Raw genomic sequence first — 25,073 nt, 5'->3', positions numbered from 1 at the left:
GACATTCCTATTTAAAACCTTCGGAATGTATATTGGTTGTTTTCGTGATACCCATAATGTATTATAAATTTGGAATAATATGGATGAACCTTGGTTAGCTATATTTAAAATTTAGGTTTGAATTTAAATCTTTAATATATCATCAAGACTATGACTAAAAAACTATCGGTTGTTCTCGGAGTATTTTTGTTTCTAACTACTATTTTTCAGAAAATTTATTTGCTCAAAATCCTGCAAAATATATTTGCGATAAATTTGATGGAGAACTTTCGGAATCTGTCGAAGGAAGAAGTTTTGTCGATGAGACTTACAGATGTGATCTAAAAGAGCAATGGGATATGATGATCCAAAGTGAAATAAACGATATGATTATCAACGATGAATATTTTGGGAGTTCCAAAGAATGGAAACAAACTTATGTAGATTCAGAAAATTATAATCGTAGAAGTTTCTCTTTTGAATCAGACGAATATAGCATCGTTAATATTTACATCCCATATGAAAAGAAAACAGATCATTTTTATATAGCGCAAAATTAAAATCATATATCAACAAGAAGTACAGCCAATCCGTTTCAAGAGTTATGATAAATCCTTTCTTAAATGAGCTTGATACCTTTTTCAACAGATTAGTTGAGCTCCAATTTTCACTTTTCCAAATAAGTACTGTATTAAAACGAGATTTAAAAAACATCAAGAAATAATAACGAAGGAAAAAGCAAATGAACTTAAAGCAGTTTCGGGATTAGGGATTAGTGATCTTACCGGCAAAACAGATAATGGATGGGAAATAAATTTTCCTACTGATTATGAAAAGGTAGTTAAGAGTTCAGAGTATAAAAATGAGATTGAAAATTTCATAGCACGTGAAGCTGGTTATTCAATTGCACAAACTTGTGAAGCTTTTGTTCGATATTTAAAAAACACAGTGGGTTTACAACTTTTTCATTCACAAAAGAAGGCATCAGAAGTCAGTCAAAAGTTTTCTAAGTGCAAAACAAAGGAAGATTTTAAATCTCAACTTAGAAAGATTCGCAAACTAAGAAGCCCTAAGTTATTATTCGAAATACTAGAAGAATCCTCTGCAGAATTCAAAGAAATGAACAGAAATAATAATTTAAATATCGAATTGACATCCTTTTATGAAGTGCTGGCTTTTGTAAGACATAAAGTGACTCACTCCAGTTCAAGATTCAAAAATTCCACAATTCAAAATTGGGATAATGAAAAGACATACATTTTTGACAATTATTATTCTTCTGTACCAATAGAAAACGAGTCACTAATTAAAATGGAAAGACTTCAAGCTCAAAGAGTTATCAAACGAACAGCCGAGTTAGGTTTTATAATATTTAAGTCTCTTTCTATACAACATGGTTATGAATGGGATGTCATAAAGAAATAATAGTATTGCCAACCCATTCATTAAACGAGCATGTTTCTCATTTTTGTGAAGCTCACAATTCTATAAAAAAAGTGAAACAAATGATGCCGCCTAAGCAAATCAAGAAACATGAATCCTACTCTTCAACTCTTTAAATTCATTCGTGCACAACCAGAAGAAAGGCTAAAAATGAGTGAATAAAGATAGGTTTGTTCTCCACTGTTCGTAAAAAGCAAAAATGCGGAGAGGGAGGGATTCGAACCCTCGGTACGCGCTAGACGCACACACGCTTTCCAAGCGTGCGCCTTCGACCGCTCGGCCACCTCTCCAATAAAGAGTCGCAAATATATACTAATTTTTATCTGATATCAACGTTAAAATCCAAAGGTGAAAATTTGCCTGGAGTATGCCTTTACGGGCTGCCCGTTATTCCGTGCCGGACGAAATCTCCACTGCAGAGCAGCGGTAAGTGTGGCCTCTGTAAGTCCGTAGTTAATACGATCCACCGTTCTTTTTTCTCCCGACTCCTGATCATAGACCACAATTTCAGTGATACTGGCCTCTTCAACTTTTCCCTCCGTATCCACTAAAAAATTCACCCATATTTCGGCTTTGATATCTGCTTTTTTTGCGGCTTCGGGAACCGTTGGTTCTACAATATGGATGACCTGTGGAGCTACCTGCGGACTTGATACCGGCTCGTCGGCGTCGCCCTCGCTGCCAATTATTTCAACAGAAAGAGAATCAGAATATTCACTAACGTTTAAGTCATCCAGCTCAATGGGATCTTCTTCTATTACCTCATCGGTAGGTTCGGGCGGAGGTATTTGAGGCTTAGGCGGTGGCGGAGGGCTGTTTTGCTGTTCTGTTCGCACCACATCTTCAAGGGCAATGGCATCATCCGAAAAATCAATTTGCTGATTCGTAGATGTCGATTCACTAACCGGCCAAAGATTAAAAACCCCGATAGCCACTAATTCCACAACAGCTATTGCCACTAAAACGCGAACCCGATATCCGTTTTCACTGTCCCCGATATATTTTTTAAGATCAGACAAAATTATTTACGGATATCTAAACTGTTTAGGATGGTGAAAGTTCTTAGTATTAACGAATAAGCAATAGTTTGTGATTCATTAGCTATTCCAATCTCAATCACATTCTTACATCTTCCAACGCCTTTCGGATAAAACCATTGTGGTCTTTTAACTTCTTTTCCGCCTCCTTTTTATTCAGTCTCCCCAATTCCATAACCAATGCCGTTTTAACATGTCCGCCAGCCGAATGCAGCAGCTTTTCCGTTTTCTCGTAATCCAGATCAGTAAACATCATGACAATTCGTTTTGAACGCTCATGCAATTTCTTATTGGAAAGCTGTAGATCGACCATCACATTTTCATACACTTTTCCCCTCCGAATATTTGCGCCCGTAGTAATCATATTTAGCACCATCTTTTGAGCAGTAGCACTTTTCATGCGGGTACTTCCCATAATTACTTCGGGACCAACGGGCACGTCAATGAGCACATCAACATCGAGAGAAATCTGAGAACCCGGAACAGTGGTCACAAAAATAGTGTGGCACCCTTTTTCACGAGCTGCTTTTAGCGCACCATGCACATACGGCGTACGCCCGCTGGCAGCCAATCCACAGACAACATCACTCGATTTTACGTTTATGTCCGCCAAAGCCTCCCGGCCATTTTTTTCATAATCCTCGGCTCCTTCCTGGGCCTCAAAAACAGCTTCTTTGCCCCCGGCAATTAATCCAACAACCTGCTCCGGATCGGAACCAAAGGTAGGTGGACATTCGGCAGCATCAAGTATTCCCAGTCGACCGCTGGTACCGGCTCCTGCATAAATCAGCCTTCCGCCCTCATCAAATGCCTGTTTCACCAAATCGATAGCCTGTGCAATCTGCGGAATCTTTTTTTCGACCTGATCAGCAACCTTTTTATCCTCGGCATTAATGAGACGGGCTATTGCCAGTGAATCCGCGACATCTATCTTTTTTGTATTGGGATTCCGCTGCTCCGTATCCAATTTTTTTAACTGATCAAAAAGCTCTTGGTCTTCTTTTTTCACGCTATAAGCATTATTTAAACTGTAATTGCTGTAACTCGCTTAAGTTAAGCGGATTTGGGGATAACAGAAAAGGCAATACAAAAAGATTCTCAATAAATACCAATACGGATAGGGAATAATTTAGACCTCTCCTATTTTTCCGAGATGGGTGTTTTTAAAAGAGTCAATATACTTTAATCCATAACCGAAAAGGCGATCCATCGAGGAGTGTGCAAATAGAATAATTCCTATTAATTCTATTGTCGCAAATCCCAAAAAGTATCCTACAATATAAACCATCAAAGCCAACCCTTTATGATGAGCTATGTTGTATAGATATGCTCCCGTTTTGTTATTGATCGCATACCCGACCATGCTTATATCGGGCAGCAATAGCAAAGCCGGGAACCACCACCAAGCAAAGTCAGTAGTCCAAAATAAAAAGCCGGCGAATAGAAACATCGCCAGCTCCTCAATTTTTATGAGTGATTTCACTATTTTTTCTTGCTGCGGTGTTTCCACCATTCTGAGTGCGTACCATTTTGGGAATTGTTTTTGAGCTTCTGCTTCTCTTCCTGGCCACTATCTTCCATTTTGAGCAGGGCTGCAGCCAGCGCTTTCACCTTGCTGTCATCCGTAATTTGAGCATCGATCTTTTCCCTGCTAAAATAATCAGGCACAAAGTGCGTATCGTAATCACCGGATGTAAACGACTCGTGATTAAGCACATATTTACAAAACGGGATCGTTGTTCTACAGCCCGCGATTTCATATTCATCCAACGCACGAAGCATTCGCTTGATGGCGTGATCACGATCGGTACCATACGTACAGAGCTTGGATATCATTGGATCATAGTTAATTGTCACCTTCTGTCCCTCTTCCACTCCGGAATCCACGCGCACTCCACTTCCTGATGGAATGCGATGCTTGCTCAATGTACCCGTACTCGGCAAAAAGTTATCCCGCGGATCTTCGGCATAAATACGGCATTCCACGGCATGACCACTCATTTGAATATCATCTTGGGTAACGGGCAGCTCTTTTCCTTCGGCCACTAATATCTGCAGTGCTACCAAATCCAATCCCGTAATCAACTCTGTTACCGGATGCTCTACCTGCAGACGCGTATTCATCTCAAGAAAGTAGAAATTACGATCCGCATCTACCAAAAACTCAATGGTTCCCGCTCCCACATAGTCAACAGCTTCAGCAGCAGAAATAGCCGCTTCGGCCATTTCTGATCGCAATTCGGGCGTCAAAATAGAGCACGGAGCTTCTTCAATCACTTTCTGATGACGCCGCTGAATCGAGCATTCCCGATCAAAAACATGAAGCGTATTTCCGTGTTCATCAGCAATTATTTGAAACTCGACATGACGGGGTTCAACCAAATACTTTTCGATATATACGCGATCATCTCCAAAGGAATTGCGTGCCTCCGACTTTGCGGCCTTAATGCCCGACCGGAATTCATCTTTGCTATTGACGATACGCATCCCTTTACCGCCTCCACCGGCTGCAGCTTTAACCAGAACAGGATAGCCAATATCTTCAGCTATTTTCTCGGCCTCCTCAATATCTTCGAGCTCTTTTTTAGTGCCCGGAGGAAAAGGGACATCTGCCTTGCTCATAATCTCACGAGCCTCGGTTTTATCTCCCATCAAACGAATGGCCTTTGGTTTAGGACCAATAAAAATGATTCCCTCTTCTTGGCATCGCTTCGAAAAATCAGCGTTCTCACTCAAAAATCCATAGCCGGGATGAATGGCATCGGCTCCGGCATCTTTAGCCACCTGAATTATTTTATCGATCACCAGGTAACTCTCCGAAGAAGAAGCGGGACCAATATGCACCGATTCATCCGCTTGTAAGACGTGTGGAGCATCGGCATCAGGCGTAGAATATACCGCCACCGTTTTTTTACCTAACTCTTTGCACGTTCGAATTACTCGTAAAGCAATTTCGCCGCGATTAGCGACCAATATTTTGTTAATCTCTGCCATAACTATTGTTTAAATAATATGTGTTTTTAACATTTGTGGCCATAATTCCCATTCATCTCCTCCATCAGACCAAACATCGAGGTCGTGATCTAAAAACTTCATCCGCATTACATTATCCATTCGTACCGCATCGTCGATTCGCTTATCACCCTCATAGCTTACCAACCGAAAATCAATATCCTGAACTTTATCGAGCAAAGATTTTTTATTCAGATTGGGTACAAAATCCATCGGATTACTATAGTAAACATCGTCATCATAATAATCATCCAAATACGGTCTGATATCATAAATGCCGCTTATTCCAATTGCTTTTCCTAATACTTCAGGATACTTGAGCGCAGTATTGATGGCATGATATCCGCCAAAATCAACACCGGCGATTATTATAAACTTGATGCTATTTTGATCTTTGATAAAAGGCACAACCTCCTCAACAATATATGATTCGTACTGCTGCTGGCGAATAATACGTTGTTCAGGAGATGCACTTTCGTTAAGCAGTGCTTCATTATCTATCGATGACAGTACAAAGAGCTGGTTAAAACCATTTTCCAATTGGTACGAGATGGAATCAGTCATTCCAAACTTTTCCCATTGCTTGCAAGTAGCTCCTCTTGTCGGAATCCCTATTACCGGGGTTCCTGACTCTCCATAAACAGCCAGCTCCATATCTTTTCCCAGACTGGGACTCCGCCATTTCTCAATTTTAGCTTCCATTCGTCTCTATTTTGATTAGATCGGCAATAAAATTTGAATGGAATATAACAGTTCATATTGATTAGTGTAAACGAAGATATCACCAATTCTTAAAATGAATCAGGAGTGAGTCATTTTCATCTGGTAATAGGCCCTGGGAAGAATGGAAATCTTTTCTGTGGCATTTAGATAGGCTCGTTTATTAAATACATCGTAATTGTTCTGCTCAATTTTATCAAGAATGCGACCGTAGTTTTGTCGCGCTAAATAAACAGGAAGTCGACTGTCGCTGCTCAGCAGTGCTATCCCCTCATCCGACCGCTGATAATATCTGCGGGTTCGTTGAATCTGAAAGTCCAATAATTCAATAACGTTTTCTGTCTGCTGATAATTAAATAGCTCTTCTTCTGATACATTGAAACGTGACAGGTCTTCTTGGGGCAAGTAGATTCTATCTCGTCGCAGGTCTTCTCCAACATCTCGTAAAATATTTGTCAGCTGCATTGCAATACCCAAATCCACTGCATATCCCAACGCTTCTCTTGATTGATATCCAAAAATCTCACTGGTCATCAATCCCACAATAGATGCAACTTTAAATGAATAATCGTATAGCTCATCAAAAGTCTCATATCTATTCTTGAAAAGATCCATACAAACCCCTTCCATTAGCTCAAAGGGCATTTCTATGGGGATATGATATCGCCGAAGCACATCAGAAAACGCAATCAAAATATCATTATCATGATCTTTGCCGTCATAGGTATCTCGAAGTTTCCCTTTCCACGATTCCAGTTTTAAGCGGATATCCTTTTCGGTGAGTTCACGCCTTTCCAATAGATCTTCAGCCTCATCCACCAGATCATCGATATACCGACACAAGCTGTAAATAGCAAAAATACCCCGCTGCTTATGATTGGGCAAAAAACGGGTCGCCATGTAAAACGTTTTGGCATGGTGACGAGTTATCGCCCGGCACTCGGCATAGGCCTGTTTAAGACGCTCATCATTCAACTCATCAATCACCGACCGATGGAATGAAGTACGCTCATAAATAGGCTTTAGCAGCGCATATGGAATTCGAAATAGATCTGTCATTATTATGATATTGCCTTGAGCTGTATAACACCAAATGCTATAATGGTCTAAAATAGTTCCTTCTAAATTTTAATATATCGTAGAATTAAAATGATCTAATAATTACATTTCTATTCTTCTCAAGTTTTTATGATTTTCTACTGATCTTTTTATCAAAAATTATTATTCCCGTGACTAATTCTTCTTATATCAATTCAAAGGCACTACGCAACTGTATTACCCAAACCGATGTTCAAGGCTATCCTGATCCCTATCGCGGTAAAGTACGTGACGTCTACGATCTTGGTAACGATAAACTTGGTATCGTAGCCAGTGACCGAATTTCGGCCTTCGATCACATCATGAAACAAGCCATTCCCTACAAGGGACAAATTTTAAACTCACTGGCTGCTTTTGCTTTTGATAAAGTGGATGATCTTGTTGCCACGCATGTTATTGACGTACCTCATCCCAACGTAACAATCGCAAAAAAATGTGAGCCTATTCCCATTGAGGTTGTTATTCGGGCATGCCTGACGGGACACGCAGCTCGGGTTTATAAATCAGGTAAACGAACGTTATGCGGAGTCGAATTACCGGATGGTATGGTTGAAAACCAACAGTTTGAGGAGCCAATTCTTACGCCGGCGACTAAAGCTGAAGAAGGTCACGACGAAGATATTTCTGAGAAAGAAATTTTAGAACAAGGGATTGTTGATAAGGATATTTGGCAAGAAATTCGGGAAAAAGCTTTTAAAATATTCGAACGCGGACAACAAATAGCCAATAAACAAGGTCTTATCCTTGTTGACACCAAGTATGAATTTGGACTGTATAACGGAGAAGTTACCCTCATTGATGAAGTGCATACCGCCGACTCCTCGCGGTACTTTTATGCGGGTGGATACGACGAGCGACTTCAAAAAGGAGAGCCGCAAAAGCAATTATCCAAGGAATTTTTAAGAGAATGGCTGATGGATCATAACTTCCAAGGAAAAAAGGGTCAAACGTTACCCGATCTTCCAAATGAGTTTCGCATCAAAGTATACAATCGTTATACCGAACTATTCGAAAAACTTACTGGCAAGCCATTTGAGCCAACCCCTATAGATATGGACTCATTCAACAATGAGCTAAAAGAAATTTTTGACCGGTATTAATAGCAGCTGCCATTTCATATGGAGCCGACTATTGTCGGCCGAGTAAGAAATCTTGGTATTTCTTACTGGAAAAGTAAGACATAGATCTCTCCCTCCGGTCGAGATGACAAGTTAGTCTGCTTGTGCCAATAATCCGAACGAAGCTTTAAAGTTCAGATTGTGTCAATTTAAGCCGTTGAAAATGTACTTGCGGGGCTACGCAGTTACTGACGGCACATCAATTTTATCCGCAAAACGAGCTAAGGCTTTTTTGCCTTTCATTGCTTTTCGAGCAAAGACTCTCTCCTCTTCATTTTCGGATAAATAATCCTCGAAAGACTGCTTCTCTGCCCGATCCAGATTGCCATCCAGGTAATCCGTTAAAAAGTCAGTGAGCACTCCATCAGAATCAAATGCGGTAGGTTCCATAGTAAAAAGGGGTAATAGATTATTGTACAAGTTCAATACCTTATCTATTACTCTCTTACTGTACTATGCAGAAATTGTTTCCGGATAGACGTAATTTTCTAATAATTCTTGCAATTGTGCCCTTCCACGGTTAATTCGGGACTTTACAGTCCCCATGGGTAAATCCGCAATTTTGGAAATCTCTTCATAAGACAACTGCTGTATATCACGAAGTACTACAACTTCACGGAAATCATCACTGAGCTCTTCGAGAGCCTTTTTAAGCTGATCCATGCACATTTTTTCGTGCAGCGAGTCGTCCGGTAAAATCTTAGTGTCTTCTAATTTCATGGGACGATCTTCCGAGTCGTCGGGATCTTTATGAATCGTCACCTTAGTCATACGCTTTTTCTTTTTGTATAAACTCTTGGCCAGATTTATAGCAATAGTGTACATCCAAGTAGAAAACTTCGCGATTCGCTCGTAGGAATGGCGACTGCGAAACACGCGGAAAAAAGTCTCCTGTACTAAATCCTCACAGTCTCGGTGGTCATGGGTATAACGGTACAAGAAATTGTGCAATCGATCCTGATATCGATCCACCAAAATATTAAAAGCCTGTTCATACCCGGATTGAAATTTTTCCATCAGATCTTCATCCGACATCTTCTGAAATTTGGCTTTGGAAACAGCTTGCATAATGACCCCTATTTTGATTGCAGTTAATAATTGCGGGAATCATCAGTGTTCCGAAAAACGAAATAATAAAAGAGATACTAACCGATGATCCGCTTGATCATCAGGAGAAGTATCGTCGAGGGGTCCATCTTGGTAAAACCTTTCGATGCCCGATCGGCATCCAAGAGTGCTTCAAATATTCTGGGCATGTCGGCCAGTTCAAAAGCTGAAGCGTCTTTCCAAAGCTTGTTGAAGTACCAACTATTGTTGATACCTAAGGTATTTTGAACTTGTTTTTTGGAATTACCCTGTCCAGCTAATCGCCGAATTTGCCAGATGTTTGAAAACACATTATAAAAGAACCCCACGGAACGAATAATTTCTCCCGTGTTCGCTTTAGAGTGTTGCAACATCTGTTCCGCGATAAACAGGGCCTCTTCCAGGTTTCGGTCAAATACAGCGTCTTTTAGCTCAAACACCGAATATTCGCGATAAAGGCCAATTATTTTTTTTATTTCGCTCTCTGTGATAGTATCAGAAGTGTCCACAAAAGTACACACTTTATCTATTTCTGTGGACAGTAACTGCAAGCTGTTACCCACATACTGCGCAAGCATCTGTGCTGCAGGCGGCTCTATCTTTTTATTATGATGTTTTTTTGCCCAACTCATAATCCAGTCAGGTAGGCGGTAGTCAGGCACTTCTTCAAATTTGTAAAATCCTGCGTGCTTTTTAAACGCTTTGCCAACTTTAGACCGTCCGGATGGCTTCTTGGTATCAATACAAACAAACAGTGTCGTAGGATTGGGCTGCTCCAAGTAAGGAATCAAATCATTAACCTCTCCCTCGTATCCTTCAGCTTGGGCTCCATAGCCGCTGAGTCCTTTAAAATCCCTCAGAATCACCACGCGCTGCTCAGCCATCATCGGAAAGCTGCGAATGATCGACAACACTTTTTCAGGCGTAACATCACGGCCATATAGCAGGTCAAAGTTAAAATCTTTTTGATCGTCGGGAATTAATCCCTCAACCACTTCCTGCAATTTATCCAGAAAGAACTCCTCTTCTCCATAGAAAAAATATACGGGCTTCCTGTCTTCGGATTTTAACTCCTGAAGGACTTCGGAATAGAGTTCTATACTGGTCTTTTTAGCCATGTTTTGTTATTAGTTACCGGTTATTCGTTATTGGTTCCGTTTCTCCCTAATAACCAATAACAATTAACTAATCACTAAGGCGTGAGTCGTCCCATCATTCGTGGGAATGGGATCGTTTCACGGACGTGGTCCAAGCCACAGAGCCAAGCTACAGTTCGCTCTAATCCCAATCCGAAGCCCGAATGCGGTACCGATCCGTATTGACGAAGATCCAGATACCATTGGAAAACATCTTCAGAAAGTCCGTGCTCGTCAATACGTTCTTTTAACGTTTCCAGATCCTCTTCACGCTCACTTCCTCCGATAATCTCACCGTATCCTTCAGGTGCCAGCATATCCACAGCCATAGCCAATTTTTCGTCTTCTGGATCGCGTTTCATGTAGAATGCCTTAATATCCGCAGGAAAGCGATGCACCAAAATGGGTGTATCATATTTCATTGTCAGCAATGTTTCATCACTGCCACCAAAGTCTTCTCCCCATTCAAAATTGAGGGCAGATTCTCTCCAATCGGGAATATTTCGCAAGTCTTCCTCAATCTCATCCAGTCGCTTGTTAATTTCTATAACCCGCTCATCAATCTGGGCTTTGCGCCATTTCTTAGCCTGTCCACGTTCTTTCTCTATCTCATCGCGCTCTTCTTTGAGCTCCTCAGCTTCCTGCTTGCGATCTTCGACCATCTGATCAAGCATAGCGGCCATATCGTCACTCTTAAGCTCATCAACGGCTTCGGTATACGATATACGGGGGAAGCCCTCTTCCACGGTTTTACGTAGCTTAGAAGTATCGCGCTCAAGGATATCAAGCTCTTTGGGACGTCGATCAAGCACGCGCTTCACAACAAACTTCACAAAATCCTCAGCCAGATCCATATTCATATCTAGATCATAAAAAGCCATCTCCGGTTCAATCATCCAGAACTCGGTAAGGTGGCGACGAGTCTTACTTTTTTCTGCCCTAAACGTCGGGCCAAAAGTATAGATCAATCCGTGCGCCATCGCCATCGCTTCGCCATATAACTGGCCGGATTGCGTCAAATAAGCCTCATCATCAAAATATTCGGTTTCAAAAAGATTGGTTGTACCCTCGGCCGCGTTACCGGTAAAAATTGGGGCATCCATCTGCACAAACCCACGCTCCTGGAAAAAAGTATGGATAGCATAAATTATCTCATTACGTACTCGCATGGCCGCCCACTGCTTTTGACTACGCAGCCACAGATGACGATTTTCCATCAAGAATTCAACACCGTGCTCTTTGGGCGTAATAGGATAATCTTCAGCAACCTGGTAAATATTGAGATCAGAAACCTGCAGCTCATGTCCACCAACGCTGCGCTCATCCTCGACCACTTTTCCAGTTATTTCAAGAGAAGTTTCTTGACGGAGCGCTTCGGTTTGCTCCCAGGCTTTTTCACTGACGGCATCTTGCGCTACTACGCATTGACAAATTCCGGAACCGTCACGCATTTCAACAAAATAGAGACTTCCACTGCTTCTATAGTTATACACCCACCCTTTGAGCGTTACTTCCTCATCGACGTGATCAGACAAATTGCTGATATAAACCATGCTTCAACGAATAATTTTGTTAATACTTTTCAATAAAAATATTGAGCTCGAAACTAATCATTTCTGACCAGACTCGAAACGAAAATCCTATTCTTCAGGTAATAACAGTGCCTCAGAAAATAAATCATTATCAAAGAAATCCTGGGCAAAATTCTGTACCTGATCGGCTTCCACAGCATCAATCTTTTCCTGCAGTTCATCAAGGGTAACAAAGCGATCAAAATAGATTTCGCTTTTAGCCAGCCTCGACATGCGATTACTCATACTTTCAACCGAGAGCATCAGCTTTCCTTTGAGCTGGGCTTTGGCCTCAGATAATTCTTTCTCAGGAATGGGGTTCTGTTTCAGCTTATCCAGCTCTGCTTCAATCAGTTCCCGGACGTGCTCCACATAATCTTTGTCCGTGCCCACATAAATGCCATACAACCCGGTGTCGCTATATGATTGATTAAAAGAAGTGATCGTATAACAGTAACCATATTTCTCCCGCACATTCTGATGCAACCGGGAGCTCATACCTCCGCCCAATACTGTGTTAGCAAGCAGCAGTCGAAATTTATCCTCATGATCATAATGCAATCCCCTGCGTCCAGCAATTAGATGTGTTTGTTCTATAGGCTTTGTCAACTCCAGATCATCAGCCTCATAATCCGGGAGCGGCGGATTGTTATCCACCGTATCTTTCGGCTTTACATCACTGAAATAATCGCGGACAAGCTCCACTACCCTATCGTGATCAACATTACCGGCTACCGAAATTAAAAGGTTATCAGGCTGATACCGCTCATCCATATAATCATACAGATCCTGACGCTTAAACGCAGAAACCGTGTCCTCAAAACCAAGTGTTGAATTTCCCAATGGATGTCCCTTAAAAATTTGCTCGCTAAATTGTTCAAACAAGTAATCATTGGGACTGTCGCGGTACATTTTCATCTCCTCAATAACAACCTTCTTCTCCTTTTCTATCTCATCTTCCGGAAATGAAGGATGTAGAACCATATCCGAAAGTACGTCCAGCGCACGCTCAAGCTGCGTGTTAAGGCACCGCGAATAATAGCAAGTATATTCTGAGGAAGTGAAAGCATTCAAATATCCGCCGACAGATTCCATGCTCATGGCGATATCAAGCGAGGAACGGTTGTCAGTCCCCTTAAAAAGCATGTGCTCCAAAAAATGAGTGACACCCGCCATGTTATGCGTTTCATTTCTGCTGCCGGTCTTGGCCCAAATGCCAACAGCTACACTTTTTACGCTGTCGACGTGCTCAGTAACAATTTTAAGCCCGTTATCAAGTGTCGTCTTATTTACAAAATCAATTTCTTTCATACTATGTGTTGTGCTCATAAAATATATCTAAACCTACACCTAAATCGTCATCTCGATCGTGGGAAGAGTTCTTAATTTTAAATTTATTTATACGAGAAAAACAAAGATTTCTCACCTCGCTTTACCCGGTTCGAAATGACATATTAATTTTAATTCAGCTAATAAAACAAAACGCCATCCCGAAAAATCGAGATGGCGCAAATGTATAATTTATTTAAGATAAACAGAGGTGATTAGTTTTCATCTCCGTCCTTAGGAATCAACGCCTTTCGTGAGAGACGAAGCTTTCCGCCATGCTCAACTTTGAGCAGCTTCACTTCGAGCTCATCTCCTACAGAAAGTACATCACTTACATTATCAACATGGGAGTGATTTATTTCTGAGACGTGAAGTAATCCATCTTTACCGGGCACAATTTCAACGAAAGCACCGTAATCTTTAATGGCTTTCACCGTGCCCTGGTAAGTCGCACCTTCATCGAGGTGACCAACAATGCCTTGAATACGTTTCTTTGCTTCTTCGGCATTCGACAATTGATCGGCGCTGATGGTGATTTTACCTTTACCGCGCTCTTCATCCTCTTCAACCCAGATCTCGGTATTAGTTTCTTTCTGAAGAGTCTGAATAACTTTACCACCGGGCCCAATAACAGATCCGATATCATCCGCTTCAATCTCCATTTTGACAAATTGGGGAGCGAATTCAGAAATCTGTTCTCTTGGCTCAGAAATCGTTTCTTCCATTTTATCAAGAATGTGAAGACGGCCTTTTCGAGCCTGTTCAAGTGCTTCCTCAAGTTTCTCAAAAGAAATACCGCTTACTTTCATATCCATCTGGCAAGCTGTAATTCCATCACGACTTCCGGCAGTTTTAAAGTCCATGTCGCCCATGAAGTCTTCTTCACCACGGATATCGGAAAGAACAACCTCTTTGTCATCGCCCACGATCATTCCCATCGCAATTCCGGCAACGGGCTTCTTAAGGGGAACACCGGCATCCATAAGCGCCATTGATCCACCACAAACAGACGCCATGGAAGAAGATCCGTTGGATTCTGTAATATCGGAAATCACACGGATTACATATCCAAATTCGTCAAAAGAAGGCATCAACTTACTGATTGCGCTTTCAGCCAAGTGCCCGTGCCCTTTTTCTCGTCGACCGGGACCTCGCATAAATCCAGCTTCACCAACACTAAAGTTCGGGAAGTTATAATGCAGGAAGAATTTTTTGTCTTCTTCGGTCAGAAGAGTATCAATAGCCTGCGCATCTTTTTGCGTACCCAGTGTTACTGAAACCAACGCCTGTGTTTCGCCACGGGTAAAGATGGCTGAACCGTGCGTACGAGCCAAGTAATCTACCTGTGTCCAGATATCACGAATATCTTCCGGAGAACGTCCATCAATACGTTTCTTTTTCTCAAGAATCATATTACGAAGTTCTTCCTTCTCAATCTTGCTGAGAATATCTTTGATCGTGCCACCTTCATCAGCATATTCTTCGGTTTCTGTCAGCTCTTCAACAACGCTGTCCTTAATTTCTTGAAGGCCTTCACTGTATTTCTCCTTGCCAAGTCCAACATTCACGTGCTCACGGATACGTTCATCAGCAAGCTCATGTACTTTCGCCTTGAGATCTTCATCAACAGGTTCCGGTTCAAAGTCACGCTTTTCTTTACCGAATTCATCGCGAAGTTCTTCCTGAAATTCACAGAGCTTTTGGATAGATTTGTGAGCTTCCTTTATAGCCTCAAGCATCTCTTCTTCAGAGATCTCTTCCATCTCACCTTCCATCATGATAACGCTCTCTTCAGTACCACCGATAATCATATCGATGTCACTGTCTTCCATCTGACTGATGGTAGGATTAATAATAAATTCTCCATCAACGCGACCTACTCGAACTTCGGCAATAGGTCCGGCAAAAGGAACATCAGAAATATGCAGTGCAGCAGACGCTCCCACTCCACCGAGAACATCTCCATCGTGCTCTCCGTCAGAGGAAAGTACTTTACAAACAATCTGAGTATCAAAATTATATCCATCCGGGAAAAGCGGGCGTAGACTACGATCAATCAAACGGCTGGAAAGAACTTCCTTATCATTAGGACGTCCTTCTCGCTTTATGAATCCACCCGGAAATTTTCCGCCTGCAGAAAAGCTTTCTCGCAAATCAACTGTTAACGGGAAAAACGGTTTGTCAGTAGGTTCTTTTGAACTTACTGCTGTACATAAAACCATCGTATCTCCCATGCGAACCACAACTGCACCATCGGCCTGCTTTGCAATACGGCCGGTTTCGATAGATAGCGTTTTGCCCGGTGCAAATTCTACACTTTTAAAATCTTCTTTCATCGTAATACTATATTCAATTTAAATTTAAAATAAATAAACAAAGCTTTACTTAATGATTTTAAAACTTCGTCTTTGCTATAGGAAGGAAAACACTGTATAACTATACAGGTATTATAAAAAAGGCACGTCATTGATAACGCGCCTTTCAAAGAATTACTTGCGAATTCCTAAATCGCTAATGAGCTCTCGATACGTTTCAATATCATTATCTTTAAGGTAGTCGAGTAGCTTTCTTCGTTTCCCTACCAGTTTTAACAACCCTCTTCGTGAGTGGTGGTCTTGCGTATTTTCCTGAATGTGACCAGTAAGATCATTAATACGCTCAGTCAGTATTGCAATCTGAGCTTCGGTAGACCCAGTATTCTCCTTTGATCCACCATATTTCTTAACAAGTTCTTCTTTTCGCTCTTTTGTTATCGCCATGTGTTAATTGAATTCTTTTTGTCTTTTCTACAACTGTGTATAACGTTCTTATATTAGCAAGCAAAGATAAGCGTTCAAACCGTATTTTGCAATATTTTAATGCTTGCTAAGCAGTTGCCTTGTCTGCTTTTTATCTTCTTTTAATTGCACAATTAATTCTTCTTTCCCGCTAAATTTTTTCTCATCTCTTATTCGGCTAAAAAATCGCACCTGCACCTCCTTGCCATAAATATCCCCGTCAAAATCAAACAGGTGCACTTCCAGTGTCTGCCGTTCTCCGTCAAATGTCGGGCGGGTACCAATATTCATCATCCCATTGAACCAGTCGCCATTAATACGAACTTTTACGGCATACACTCCATCTTTGGGGATAATCTTATTTACATGCTCCGGCTTTATGTTCGCAGTTGGAAAACCAATTTTCTTTCCTCTTTTATCTCCATGCACTACCGTTCCGTTAAGACGATATGGACGCTGCAAAAATTCTGTAGCCTGCTCAATATTTCCTTCTTCACTAATAGCATTACGGATAGCGGTGCTACTTACCGTCTGTTCTCCAACTTCGTGCTTTGATACCACATAGGAATCAAAACCGAGCTCGCCCCCAAGTGTTTCAATAGTCTCTATAGTTCCCTCTCTGTTGCGCCCAAAATGATGATCGTACCCGATCACAAATTCGGTCACACCAATTTTCTTGTGGATGATATCACGAATAAATTCCTCAGAGCTCAGTAAGGAAAAGTCGCGATCGAACGGGATCACAATCATCCGATCAATGCCTAACTCTTCAAGAATTTCGCACCGCTCCTCCAACGTAGTCAATAGCTTGATGCCATCGTCACCGGAATTGATAATATTCCTTGGATGGGGATCGAACGTAACCAATACGCTTCGAGCCCCCTTCTCTTTGGCCTTGTCTACAACAGTATCAATAATTGCCCGGTGGCCGGCATGGACCCCGTCAAATGTTCCCACCGTTAAAACGGTATTTTCCTCGCGTTCGACGTTATCTAAAAAAACAAGTTCTGACATTGGTATTATAAATTTGATACCTTTAATTAATGGAGATCAATATTTGATGCATAATCGTTAATCGAAAAAATATCTTCCATCCTTTCAACTGTTAATGCATCTTCATTCTTATACTTACCAATAGCAATGCGCTGCAAGCCGGTCAAATGTCCAGCGGTACCCAGTGAATTCGCCAAATCATCAGCAAGCGTGCGAATATAGGTTCCTTTACTACACTTTATATATAACTCCAACCGAGGTAAATTACATTCCAATATTTTTGTCTCTTCAATAATAACCTGCCTCGGCTTCCGCTTAACTTCTTTCCCTTTTCGCGCCAGTTTGTAAAGCGGGTCGCCTTTATGCTTCAGTGCTGAATACATGGGCGGTATTTGGACAATCAACCCTGATAAGTCTTTCTCTAACGATTTCTTTATGCTATCTCTGGACAGGTGATCAAAAGAATCATGTTTATCAGGTGTCGTTTCTGCATCAAGACTGGGTGTTGATGAGCCGAATGTAATTTCGGCCAGATACTCTTTATCTGCTTCCTGGAAAGCTGAAACTGTTCGCGTTCCATCACCGCAGCATAAAATAAGCAAACCTGTTGCCATTGGGTCAAGCGTACCGGCATGACCTATTTTTCGGATGTCTGTGCATTTCCGTAAAAACTTGACAACCTGGAAACTACTCCATCTTTTAGGTTTATCAAGAAGAAAGGCCGCCCCTTGATTATAATCAAAATCGGGATCAGGTAAATTTTGATTGGTAAATATTGGCAGTTTTTCGAGCGGAATCGCTTTTGCCATGAACAGGCTTACTCCTCATCGTCTTCGTTATTCGCCCGCTGTTTTCGCTCTTTTCGGATTTTTTGAAACAGCTTTTCCATCTTCTCCACGTGTTCGGCTGTTTTGTCATTAATGAAATGCAATTCAGGAATTCGACGCACCTGGTGACGAATTTTAGATGCCAATTCTTTACGTATTGCCGTATTTTGCTCTTCCAGATAAGCGAAAATAGCATCCTCGTCTTTCCCGGGGGCATACACACTAAGCAGTACCTTTGCAATAAGGAGGTCAGGAGTTACATCCACTTTTGTGACCGTAATAAACGATCCGCTTTGCTGATAGCTCTTCTGGATAATTTTACCAAGATCACGCTTAATTACAGCGGCCAACCGTTCTGTACGAATACTCATAATCGAAAATAAAATTAATGCATTAGCTATCGTCGTCGCTTTTTACATCTTCGAGACTTCGGCGTTCCTCAACAACCTCATAGTTCTCAATGACGTCACCAACTTTGATATCATTATAATTTACAATACTGATACCGCATTCGTACCCACTCTTCACTTCTTTAACATCATCTTTAAAGCGTTTCAGAGCATCAATTTCCCCGTCGTAGATCACAACACCATCGCGGACCACACGGACCGGGTTATTGCGATTAATCTTGCCATCAGTTACATAGCACCCGGCAATAGTTCCTACACTGGATACTTTAAAGATTTCTCTTACTTCGGCATTACCGTAAAGTCGTTCACTAATTTCGGGTGAGAGCATGCCTTCCATCGCATCCTTGACCTCATCAACAGCATCGTAAATAACGCTAAAGAGTCGGATGTCAATCTCTTCCTCTTCGGCCACTTTACGCGCATTAGAAGTCGGTCGTACCTGGAAGCCGATAATAATTGCTTCTGAGGCTGAAGCAAGCAACACATCAGATTCAGTAATTGCTCCGGCTCCAGTGTGGATAACATTTACAGAAACTTCCTCGTTGCTTAGTTTCTGTAATGCTCCGGAAAGTGCTTCGATGGAACCATCGACATCAGCCTTAATAATAAGGTTGAGATCTTCAATTTCACCCAGTGCAAGACGACGCGAAAGGTCATCAAGACTCATATGCTTGGATTGACGCAGGTCTTGCTCACGCTTAATCTGCTGTCGCTGATTGGCAATCTCCTTGGCCTTCTTCTCATCATTGAGGGCAACCAGTTTATCACCGGCTTGTGGAATATCATCAAATCCGGTTAGCTGTAATGGCGTAGAAGGACCTGCCGACTCAATTCGTTCTCCATGCTCGTCTTCCATTGCCCGGACTCGACCAAAACATGGTCCGGCTACAAATGGATCGCCAACTTCAAGCGTACCATTCTGTACAAGTATGTTTGAGACAATACCTTTTCCTTTATCGACACGAGCCTCAAGGACAACTCCATCAGCATTTCGATTGGGATTAGCTTTCAACTCCATCAATTCAGCCTCAATAAGAACCTTATCTAACAGATCGGGAATTCCCTCACCTGTCATAGCTGATACCTCGGCAACCTGGTTCGTACCGCCGTATTCCTCAACAAGCACATCATGCTCAGCCAGCTGCTGCTTAATTTTATCTGGATTTGCACCGGGCTTATCCATCTTGTTAATTGCTACAATAATAGAGACACCAGCTGCTTTGGCGTGATTAATCGCCTCAATAGTTTGCGGCATCACAGCATCATCAGCTGCAACCACAAGAATAACAATATCTGTAGCCTGTGCACCACGCGAACGCATAGCCGTAAAAGCTTCGTGACCCGGCGTATCAAGAAACGTGATGGGACGCCCATCATCAGTCGTCACCTCATAAGCACCAACGTGCTGGGTAATACCTCCGGCCTCACCTTCGGCAACCTGTGATTTACGAATGTAATCAAGCAGAGAGGTTTTACCGTGATCAACGTGCCCCATTACCGTAATAATAGGAGCACGAGGTTCAAGATCCTCGGGATCATCTTCTTCCAATTCAATTTCTTCGATAGCATCATCGGCATCGACAAATTCGACTTCATAGCCATATTCTTCAGCGACAAGCTCAATTGTGCTGGCATCTAATCGCTGATTGATAGACACCATCATGCCGAGATCCATGCAGGTCGTAATCACATCATTGGCTTTTACATCCATCAGATCAGCCAAATCACTGACCGTAATAAACTCGGTAGCTTCAATAATCTGATCTTCAAGCTCTTCAAGTTCCTGCTGCAGCTGCTCTTCTTCCTCGCGTTCTTCTTTACGCTGGCGACGGCGCTTCTGACGTTTACTACCAACCGTTTCGGACGACTGCATTTTCTGCAGCGTCTCTTTCATTTTTTGTTCTACATCTTCTTCGTCAACACGTTTTCCACGCTTGCGTCGCTTTTTCTTACCCTTCTTTTTACTCTTTTTCTTCTCACGCTTGGCCGACTTGCTTTTTGAACCGTCCTCCTCTTCTTCCTGGCGATCTTTTTTGCGCTTACGCTTTTTTCGTCGCTTAGGCTTACTATCATCTATTTTAACCTTTCCGACAACCTTTGTTCCTTTTAATCGACCAGCATGACCCCGAATTACACCATGCTCCTGTTCATCATCTTTTTCGTCCTCATCCGCTTCATCAGAATCTTCCTCTTCGTCCTCATCATCTTCTTCAGATTCATCCGCTTCATCCTGCTCTTCTTCCTCAAAGTCCTGATCTTCCTCCTCTACATCTTCTTCGGAGCCCTCTTCTTCATCTTCAGTATCCTCATCTTCAGTATCTTCATCTTCGGGCTCCTCTTCTGAAGCATCCGCCTCTTCATCCGTATCTTCTTTTTCTTCTGCTTCTACTGTTTCCTGAGGTTTTTCAATTTCTTCATCAACCTGATCTTTCTCCTCGGAATCCTCTTCATCCTCAACTTTTACCTCCTCTTCTTCATCCGGCGCATCTGTTTCTTCGGACTGCTCTTCTTCTGAGGTTTCAGGTTCTTCCTCAACTTCCTCTTCAGGCTGTTCTTCATCTTTCGGTTTGATTCCCTCAATTTCTTCCTCTTCCTGAGGCTCAATTGGTAAGTCATCATCTTCAAGAGGCTCCAGATAATCCTCAACAGAAACACTTTGATTACGGCTGGCACGAATTTGATTTCGGCGATTTTCATACTCTTCTTTCGCCTTCTGGTGCTCTTTACTTTTTTCTTTATCAACACCATAAACCTCTTCCAGCGCCTCGTACATTTCGGGCGTTATCTTGGAATTTGGTTTATTGTCAACATCAAAGCCCTCATCTGATAACGAATCTACTATAGAGGTGGTAGAGACATTAAATTCAGATGCAACTTTGAATAATCTTCTTGTCTTCTTGGACATATATATTTGTTTCTGAAAAAGTACGTTCGTTATTATCTGTTACACTAATTGGGAACCTTTAGTATAAGGTAAATCAGGATTCTTGGAAATGTAAGTTCAATTATTCTTCATCCTCGAATTCATATGCAATGATATCGATGATACGCTCGGCTTCATCTTCGGTAATTTCACCTTCTGTCCGCCGAACGATTTCTTCCTCATCCAGTTCTAATACTTGTCTTGCCGTATCACAACCAATCTCGTGAAGTGTTTCAATAACTTCGGGACCAAAATCGATTTCAAATTCTCCGAGATCGATATCGTCCTCTTCTTCCACTTCGCGATAAACATCGATTTCACAATTGGTCAGTTTAGAGGCCAGTCGAATATTTACACCACCTTTACCAATAGCTTTTGAAACCTCATCAGCCGGTACCAATACCTTCGCATGTTCACCGTCATCACTTAATTCAACGCTTAACACTTTCGCCGGCTGCAGTGCTCGTTTTATAAACTCATGCTTGTCATCGGTGTAATTGATGACATCAATATTTTCGTTTTGGAGCTCGCGCACAATGGCATGAATCCGAACTCCTTTCATACCCACACATGCTCCAACAGGATCCACACGTTCATCATGCGAAACCACGGCTACTTTTGATCGATCACCGGGTTCACGGGCAATGCGTTCGAGATCAATAATTCCATCAAAAACCTCGGGGATTTCATTTTCAAACAACCGCTCCAAAAATAGCGGCGATGTTCGCGAAATAATAACCGACGGATTTCCGTGATGACGCTTAACTTCTTTTACTACAGCACGGATAGTATCTCCTTTGTGATAACGATCTTTGTAGATCTGCTCATCTTTTGGGAGAGTAAGTTCTACGCCATTATGATTCACCAACATTTCATGGTTGCGAATCTGGTAGACATCACCCAAAACAATTTCTCCGACACGGTCAGAATAATCTTCAAATACATTGTCTTTCTCAATCTCGCGAATACGTTGAGCCAATTGCTGTCGGGCCATCATGACGGCGCGCCGTCCGAAATCCCGGATGTCAAGTTCTTGCGCAAACTCATCGTAGAGTTCAAGATCGGGATCATGCTCTTGGGCTTCTTCAAGCGTAATTTCCTGCACTTCGTCCGTAAGTTCCTCTTCCGGAACAACTTCGCGAATATGGAGAATCTGTACTTCGCCGCGATCAGCGTTTAAAATAACTTCAAAAGCCTCATCAGAACCATACTTCTTGCGAATCATGGTTCGAAAAACATCTTCGAGGATAGAAAGAAGAAGATCCTTATCAATATCTTTGTCTTTGGCAATCTCAGCAAAAGATTGAATAATCTGTTTTGAAATATCGTTTGACATCAGTTAGCTCCTGTCTGCTTAAAATTATTTAAATGAAGGAATTATTTTTGTCTCTACCAGGTCGTCAAATAAAATTTTCTTCGTTGACTCATCATCCATGCCAACAACAACGTGATTATCGTCAACCTCTTTCAAGGTGCCCTCAACCTTGGTGTATTCACCGTCTTTTTTGAACTTAAACTTTGCTTTACGTCCTACATTTTTAGGATATTGACGACGATCTACCAGCGGCCGACTTAATCCCGGTGAAGAAACATTAATACGATACCTGCCAGAAAATACATCGTGTGCATCCATCAGAAAACTGAGTTCATTACTTACTTCTGCACATTCATCCATATTTACACCGCGATCTTCGGCATCTATCGACACCCAGACTTCAGGTGTATCTCCGCCTTTGATCTCAACATCAACAAGAAAGAAATCAGTTGTTGATAAAACTGACTCTGCAAGTTCTGAAATCTTATTTGTAACTTCGTTTTGCACGATTTTCTTATTTTTGGGTACAAAAAAAAGTGAGAACCTCTCGGCGCTCACTTTTAAGCAATCAAAGATACCGTTAATACGTCTAAAAAACAACTGGGCTGCCAACTCTTTTCTCTTTGTTTTTATCTATTCGAAAGCAACCACTAACTTTTTTAAACGTATTGATTAAACTTTACTATACTTACAACAACTAACAAATTACAGTAAACTTATATTGAAATGAGAACTACTTTTACGCTAATAAGCATCCTGTCATTATCCCTTCTATTCCTCAGCTGTTCGGAACAAGAAAAAACAGAAGACAGCACTCAAAATACCGGGCGCACTCTTACTTATGAAAAGTCGGTTGCCTTTTTAGATACCAATGCTGATACCCTGACAACCATCGATGTTGCAATAGCGGACAGCGACAAAGAACGGAATCAGGGCTTAATGGATGTGCGAAACCTTCCATCCGACAAAGGTATGCTGTTTATTTTTGATCAAAACCAACCCCGCAGCTTCTGGATGGCTAACACCCCCCTTTCGCTGGATATTATGTTCGTAAATGCGGACTTCGAAATTGTACGTATTCACAAAAATGCCCCGCCCTTTTCCGAAAAAAGTTTTGAGTCAGAAGCGCCGGCAAAATATGTTATAGAAACAAACGGTGGGTTTTCTATTTTACATGATATTCAAGAAGGCACAAGCATAAGCTTCTAAAAAAAACACGGAAATTTATACCGGATTCATGTACTAAATATTTAAACACGGGAGCATTTTAAGCTTTAAACGTTTCTTGCTTGTACTCATCAAGATACTCTTTCACTTTCAATACATTCTCTTTGGATCCAATAAAAATAGGAGTCCTTTCATGGAGGCTTTCAGGCTCAATTTCTAAAATTCGCCCGTTGCAGTCGATAGCCATTCCTCCCGCCTGCTCTATCACAAAGCTCAACGGATTACATTCGTACATCAGCCGCAGTTTTCCATTTGGATACTGACTACTGTTGGGATAAATAAAAATACCGCCCGTAATAAGAGTCCGGTGTACATCGGCCACCATCGATCCAATATACCGCGCCTTGTAAGGCCTACTCGTCTCGGGATCTTCAACCTGACAATATTTTACATACTGCTTGAGTCCTTCCTCCCAAGAGTGATAACTACCCTCATTTACACTGTAAATAGTACCATGATCTGGAATTTTAACATCATCATCTGATAAAATAAATTCCCCGATACTGGGATCCAGCGTAAATACCGAAACTCCCAATCCTGTTGTATATGCCATTAACGTACTTGAGCCATACAACACATAACCGGCAGCCACCTGCTGTACTCCGGATTGCAATGCATCATCCTCACTCAGCTTTTCGGTATCGGGATTTTTTCGCATATAAATGGAAAAAATACTTCCTATCGAGACATTTACATCGATATTAGAAGATCCATCCAGTGGGTCGAGATAAACTATATATTTTCCCCCGTCATTATCCAGCTCAACAATTCCGTCATTTTCTTCGGAAATAACCATACACGTAATTTCCGATCGGTTTAGCGCCGAAATAAGTTGCTTGTCGGCAAACATATCCAGCTTTTTTACCGTTTCGCCATGAATATTAGTCGATCCTTCCTCTCCCAATATATTTGTAATTCCAGCCTTGTTAACCTCTCTTGATATAATTTTCGCTGCCAAGCCAATATCGCGAAGTAGTTGAGACAGCTCTCCCGTAGCACCAGGAAATTTATTCTGTGCCTGAATAATATACTCTTCCAGGGTAATAACACGACTTTTTTTTCGGTCTACCAT

At 41.7% G+C, this 25,073-nt stretch carries 24 protein-coding genes and 1 tRNA gene; 4 read left to right on the top strand and 21 right to left on the bottom strand.

The genetic code is table 11. The annotated features are described in order from the left end of the window. The first annotated feature begins 150 nt into the window (after nucleotides 1-150). Both ACQ4LT_RS10660 and ACQ4LT_RS10655 read left to right on the top strand, forming a co-directional pair. Complete coding sequence (locus tag ACQ4LT_RS10660; RefSeq protein WP_445666028.1) at nucleotides 151-324, top strand: hypothetical protein; 174 nt, start codon at nucleotides 151-153, stop codon at nucleotides 322-324. Between the two features lie 603 nt (nucleotides 325-927). Further along, nucleotides 928-1,404: a hypothetical protein gene (locus tag ACQ4LT_RS10655; protein WP_445666027.1), complete on the top strand. Its 477-nt coding sequence runs from the start codon at nucleotides 928-930 to the stop codon at nucleotides 1,402-1,404. 220 nt (nucleotides 1,405-1,624) lie between these two features. On the opposite strand, the gene ACQ4LT_RS10650 is transcribed toward ACQ4LT_RS10655, so the two are convergent. From ACQ4LT_RS10650 to ACQ4LT_RS10620, 7 genes are all read right to left on the bottom strand, one after another. Next, a tRNA-Ser gene (locus ACQ4LT_RS10650) sits at nucleotides 1,625-1,712 on the bottom strand. Between the two features lie 45 nt (nucleotides 1,713-1,757). After that, nucleotides 1,758-2,441 (bottom strand): energy transducer TonB, encoded by a 684-nt coding sequence (locus ACQ4LT_RS10645; RefSeq protein ID WP_445666026.1) that lies wholly within the window; start codon nucleotides 2,439-2,441, stop codon nucleotides 1,758-1,760. A 97-nt stretch (nucleotides 2,442-2,538) separates the two neighbouring features. Continuing rightward, nucleotides 2,539-3,468 carry an N-acetylmuramic acid 6-phosphate etherase gene (gene murQ / locus ACQ4LT_RS10640; protein WP_445666025.1) on the bottom strand — a complete coding sequence of 310 codons (930 nt, stop codon included), beginning with the start codon at nucleotides 3,466-3,468 and terminating at the stop codon, nucleotides 2,539-2,541. 120 nt (nucleotides 3,469-3,588) lie between these two features. Beyond that, nucleotides 3,589-3,942 carry a DUF4260 domain-containing protein gene (locus ACQ4LT_RS10635; RefSeq protein WP_445666024.1) on the bottom strand — a complete coding sequence of 118 codons (354 nt, stop codon included), beginning with the start codon at nucleotides 3,940-3,942 and terminating at the stop codon, nucleotides 3,589-3,591. Then, on the bottom strand, nucleotides 3,942-5,453 hold the full coding sequence (gene accC / locus ACQ4LT_RS10630) for an acetyl-CoA carboxylase biotin carboxylase subunit (RefSeq protein ID WP_445666023.1): 1,512 nt from the start codon (nucleotides 5,451-5,453) through the stop codon (nucleotides 3,942-3,944). Before accC ends, ACQ4LT_RS10635 begins: the two co-directional genes overlap by 1 nt. Nucleotides 5,454-5,462: 9 nt before the next feature. Next, the gene (locus ACQ4LT_RS10625; RefSeq protein WP_445666022.1) at nucleotides 5,463-6,173 is read right to left on the bottom strand and encodes an alpha/beta hydrolase-fold protein; all 711 of its coding nucleotides are present in this window, start codon (nucleotides 6,171-6,173) and stop codon (nucleotides 5,463-5,465) included. Nucleotides 6,174-6,272: 99 nt separating this feature from the next. Further along, nucleotides 6,273-7,250 carry a phytoene/squalene synthase family protein gene (locus ACQ4LT_RS10620; protein WP_445666021.1) on the bottom strand — a complete coding sequence of 326 codons (978 nt, stop codon included), beginning with the start codon at nucleotides 7,248-7,250 and terminating at the stop codon, nucleotides 6,273-6,275. Between the two features lie 170 nt (nucleotides 7,251-7,420). On the opposite strand from ACQ4LT_RS10620, the gene ACQ4LT_RS10615 reads away from it, so the two are divergent. Then, nucleotides 7,421-8,389 carry a phosphoribosylaminoimidazolesuccinocarboxamide synthase gene (locus tag ACQ4LT_RS10615; protein ID WP_445666020.1) on the top strand — a complete coding sequence of 323 codons (969 nt, stop codon included), beginning with the start codon at nucleotides 7,421-7,423 and terminating at the stop codon, nucleotides 8,387-8,389. A 195-nt stretch (nucleotides 8,390-8,584) separates the two neighbouring features. Here ACQ4LT_RS10615 and ACQ4LT_RS10610 read toward each other — a convergent pair whose 3' ends face one another. From ACQ4LT_RS10610 to rimP, 13 genes are all read right to left on the bottom strand, one after another. Next, nucleotides 8,585-8,797: a hypothetical protein gene (locus ACQ4LT_RS10610; protein ID WP_445666018.1), complete on the bottom strand. Its 213-nt coding sequence runs from the start codon at nucleotides 8,795-8,797 to the stop codon at nucleotides 8,585-8,587. A gap of 63 nt (nucleotides 8,798-8,860) precedes the next feature. Then, entirely contained in the window at nucleotides 8,861-9,475 is a 615-nt protein-coding gene (locus ACQ4LT_RS10605; RefSeq protein ID WP_445666017.1) for a sigma-70 family RNA polymerase sigma factor, read from the bottom strand. A 77-nt stretch (nucleotides 9,476-9,552) separates the two neighbouring features. Beyond that, nucleotides 9,553-10,611: a DNA polymerase III subunit delta gene (holA, locus tag ACQ4LT_RS10600; RefSeq protein WP_445666016.1), complete on the bottom strand. Its 1,059-nt coding sequence runs from the start codon at nucleotides 10,609-10,611 to the stop codon at nucleotides 9,553-9,555. Nucleotides 10,612-10,685: 74 nt separating this feature from the next. After that, entirely contained in the window at nucleotides 10,686-12,182 is a 1,497-nt protein-coding gene (locus ACQ4LT_RS10595; RefSeq protein ID WP_445666015.1) for an amino acid--tRNA ligase-related protein, read from the bottom strand. A gap of 87 nt (nucleotides 12,183-12,269) precedes the next feature. After that, on the bottom strand, nucleotides 12,270-13,529 hold the full coding sequence (locus ACQ4LT_RS10590; RefSeq protein WP_445666014.1) for a M16 family metallopeptidase: 1,260 nt from the start codon (nucleotides 13,527-13,529) through the stop codon (nucleotides 12,270-12,272). A 215-nt stretch (nucleotides 13,530-13,744) separates the two neighbouring features. Further along, nucleotides 13,745-15,865 (bottom strand): polyribonucleotide nucleotidyltransferase, encoded by a 2,121-nt coding sequence (gene pnp / locus ACQ4LT_RS10585; RefSeq protein ID WP_445666012.1) that lies wholly within the window; start codon nucleotides 15,863-15,865, stop codon nucleotides 13,745-13,747. Between the two features lie 153 nt (nucleotides 15,866-16,018). Then, entirely contained in the window at nucleotides 16,019-16,288 is a 270-nt protein-coding gene (gene rpsO, locus ACQ4LT_RS10580; protein WP_445666011.1) for a 30S ribosomal protein S15, read from the bottom strand. A 96-nt stretch (nucleotides 16,289-16,384) separates the two neighbouring features. After that, nucleotides 16,385-17,320 carry a bifunctional riboflavin kinase/FAD synthetase gene (locus ACQ4LT_RS10575; RefSeq protein ID WP_445666010.1) on the bottom strand — a complete coding sequence of 312 codons (936 nt, stop codon included), beginning with the start codon at nucleotides 17,318-17,320 and terminating at the stop codon, nucleotides 16,385-16,387. Nucleotides 17,321-17,346: 26 nt separating this feature from the next. Then, nucleotides 17,347-18,108, bottom strand: a complete 762-nt coding sequence (gene truB, locus ACQ4LT_RS10570) for a tRNA pseudouridine(55) synthase TruB (protein ID WP_445666009.1) — start codon at nucleotides 18,106-18,108, stop codon at nucleotides 17,347-17,349. 8 nt (nucleotides 18,109-18,116) lie between these two features. Further along, nucleotides 18,117-18,497 (bottom strand): 30S ribosome-binding factor RbfA, encoded by a 381-nt coding sequence (gene rbfA, locus ACQ4LT_RS10565; RefSeq protein WP_445666008.1) that lies wholly within the window; start codon nucleotides 18,495-18,497, stop codon nucleotides 18,117-18,119. A 22-nt stretch (nucleotides 18,498-18,519) separates the two neighbouring features. After that, nucleotides 18,520-21,441, bottom strand: a complete 2,922-nt coding sequence (gene infB / locus ACQ4LT_RS10560) for a translation initiation factor IF-2 (RefSeq protein ID WP_445666007.1) — start codon at nucleotides 21,439-21,441, stop codon at nucleotides 18,520-18,522. A 100-nt stretch (nucleotides 21,442-21,541) separates the two neighbouring features. Continuing rightward, nucleotides 21,542-22,795: a transcription termination factor NusA gene (gene nusA / locus ACQ4LT_RS10555; protein WP_445666006.1), complete on the bottom strand. Its 1,254-nt coding sequence runs from the start codon at nucleotides 22,793-22,795 to the stop codon at nucleotides 21,542-21,544. A gap of 24 nt (nucleotides 22,796-22,819) precedes the next feature. Beyond that, on the bottom strand, nucleotides 22,820-23,281 hold the full coding sequence (rimP, locus tag ACQ4LT_RS10550; RefSeq protein WP_445666005.1) for a ribosome maturation factor RimP: 462 nt from the start codon (nucleotides 23,279-23,281) through the stop codon (nucleotides 22,820-22,822). 219 nt (nucleotides 23,282-23,500) lie between these two features. Here rimP and ACQ4LT_RS10545 point away from each other — a divergent pair, with 219 nt between their 5' ends. Beyond that, nucleotides 23,501-23,983: a DUF192 domain-containing protein gene (locus ACQ4LT_RS10545; RefSeq protein WP_445666004.1), complete on the top strand. Its 483-nt coding sequence runs from the start codon at nucleotides 23,501-23,503 to the stop codon at nucleotides 23,981-23,983. A gap of 58 nt (nucleotides 23,984-24,041) precedes the next feature. Here ACQ4LT_RS10545 and fbp read toward each other — a convergent pair whose 3' ends face one another. Next, the gene (gene fbp, locus ACQ4LT_RS10540; RefSeq protein ID WP_445666003.1) at nucleotides 24,042-25,073 is read right to left on the bottom strand and encodes a class 1 fructose-bisphosphatase; all 1,032 of its coding nucleotides are present in this window, start codon (nucleotides 25,071-25,073) and stop codon (nucleotides 24,042-24,044) included.

The sequence above is a fragment of the Fodinibius sp. AD559 genome (assembly GCF_052712805.1).
This window is presented reverse-complemented; position numbering and strand designations above follow the sequence as displayed.

What these genes read in the sequence shown, in the direction of transcription:
- ACQ4LT_RS10660 (WP_445666028.1), top strand. Translation starts at nt 151, where the DNA reads ATGACTAAAAAACTATCGGTTGTTCTCGGAGTATTTTTGTTTCTAACT.
- accC (WP_445666023.1), bottom strand. Translation starts at nt 5,453, where the DNA reads ATGGCAGAGATTAACAAAATATTGGTCGCTAATCGCGGCGAAATTGCT.
- ACQ4LT_RS10625 (WP_445666022.1), bottom strand. Translation starts at nt 6,173, where the DNA reads ATGGAAGCTAAAATTGAGAAATGGCGGAGTCCCAGTCTGGGAAAAGAT.
- ACQ4LT_RS10620 (WP_445666021.1), bottom strand. Translation starts at nt 7,250, where the DNA reads ATGACAGATCTATTTCGAATTCCATATGCGCTGCTAAAGCCTATTTAT.
- ACQ4LT_RS10610 (WP_445666018.1), bottom strand. Translation starts at nt 8,797, where the DNA reads ATGGAACCTACCGCATTTGATTCTGATGGAGTGCTCACTGACTTTTTA.
- ACQ4LT_RS10605 (WP_445666017.1), bottom strand. Translation starts at nt 9,475, where the DNA reads ATGCAAGCTGTTTCCAAAGCCAAATTTCAGAAGATGTCGGATGAAGAT.
- holA (WP_445666016.1), bottom strand. Translation starts at nt 10,611, where the DNA reads ATGGCTAAAAAGACCAGTATAGAACTCTATTCCGAAGTCCTTCAGGAG.
- ACQ4LT_RS10595 (WP_445666015.1), bottom strand. Translation starts at nt 12,182, where the DNA reads ATGGTTTATATCAGCAATTTGTCTGATCACGTCGATGAGGAAGTAACG.
- ACQ4LT_RS10590 (WP_445666014.1), bottom strand. Translation starts at nt 13,529, where the DNA reads ATGAGCACAACACATAGTATGAAAGAAATTGATTTTGTAAATAAGACG.
- pnp (WP_445666012.1), bottom strand. Translation starts at nt 15,865, where the DNA reads ATGAAAGAAGATTTTAAAAGTGTAGAATTTGCACCGGGCAAAACGCTA.
- rpsO (WP_445666011.1), bottom strand. Translation starts at nt 16,288, where the DNA reads ATGGCGATAACAAAAGAGCGAAAAGAAGAACTTGTTAAGAAATATGGT.
- ACQ4LT_RS10575 (WP_445666010.1), bottom strand. Translation starts at nt 17,320, where the DNA reads ATGTCAGAACTTGTTTTTTTAGATAACGTCGAACGCGAGGAAAATACC.
- truB (WP_445666009.1), bottom strand. Translation starts at nt 18,108, where the DNA reads ATGGCAAAAGCGATTCCGCTCGAAAAACTGCCAATATTTACCAATCAA.
- rbfA (WP_445666008.1), bottom strand. Translation starts at nt 18,497, where the DNA reads ATGAGTATTCGTACAGAACGGTTGGCCGCTGTAATTAAGCGTGATCTT.
- infB (WP_445666007.1), bottom strand. Translation starts at nt 21,441, where the DNA reads ATGTCCAAGAAGACAAGAAGATTATTCAAAGTTGCATCTGAATTTAAT.
- nusA (WP_445666006.1), bottom strand. Translation starts at nt 22,795, where the DNA reads ATGTCAAACGATATTTCAAAACAGATTATTCAATCTTTTGCTGAGATT.
- ACQ4LT_RS10545 (WP_445666004.1), top strand. Translation starts at nt 23,501, where the DNA reads ATGAGAACTACTTTTACGCTAATAAGCATCCTGTCATTATCCCTTCTA.
- fbp (WP_445666003.1), bottom strand. Translation starts at nt 25,073, where the DNA reads ATGGTAGACCGAAAAAAAAGTCGTGTTATTACCCTGGAAGAGTATATT.